General features: G+C 59.4%; 1 protein-coding gene and 1 pseudogene. Both read left to right on the top strand.

What is annotated here, in order from left to right; translation table 11 throughout:
* Window positions 1-67: 67 nt before the first annotated feature.
* Window positions 68-349: pseudogene (terL, locus tag AC1DT3_RS23215) on the top strand (phage terminase large subunit); the annotation flags it as partial.
* A partial coding sequence (locus AC1DT3_RS23210) for an anti-CBASS protein Acb1 family protein (RefSeq protein WP_477467510.1) occupies window positions 349-732 on the top strand: 384 nt, incomplete at its 3' end. The pseudogene terL and the gene AC1DT3_RS23210, both read left to right, overlap by 1 nt.

Genomic DNA, 732 nt, shown 5'->3' with positions numbered 1-732 from the left:
GATCAAGGCAACGGCCTCGACCGACGGCAAAAGCGTTCGCATCAGTCTGCCCTAAGATCCCGGACAGGCCGGCAAGGTACAGGCGAAAGATTTGATCACTCTCCTTGCTGGGTGGACCGTCCATGCAGAGCCTGAGAGCGGTGACAAGGTGACGAGAGCAGAGCCGTTCTCGGCACAGTGCGAGGCCGGCAACGTCTATCTCGTCGCTGGCGATTGGAACGAGCCCTATCTCGACGAGCTCTGCCTCTTTCCCAGCGGTAGCTTCAAAGACCAGGTCGACGCCTCCTCTGGCGCGTTCGGGCAGCTCATATCGAAACGCCAATACGGCATGTTGAACGTGGTCGGTTGATGGCTTGGATACGTGACACTCTCGTCAACCTCATCAGCGGGCTCGGAACCGTAAAGGACAAGTCAACTGCGAACGTCTATGCGCTGAACCTGCTCACACGGCCGCAGCTCGACGCTATGTATCGGTCGGACTGGCTCAACCGGAAGATCGTCGACATCGTCCCGTACGATATGACCCGGGAATGGCGGGACTGGCAGACCGATGAGGCCGCTATCGAGGCGCTGGAGACCGCGGAGCGTGAGCTCAGGGTACGGGACAAAATCTCAACCGCTTTGCAGCGCGCGCGTCTCTACGGCGGGTCCGCAATCTACGTCGGTATTGCCGGAACTGTTGATGCGGGGAAGCCGCTGGACATCAACACCATTCGCAAGGGATCGATCGAA

It is taken from the genome of Microvirga sp. P4_G7 (genome assembly GCF_056401005.1).
Note: the sequence above shows the minus strand (reverse complement) of the source record. Positions and strands in the feature narration are given on the sequence as shown.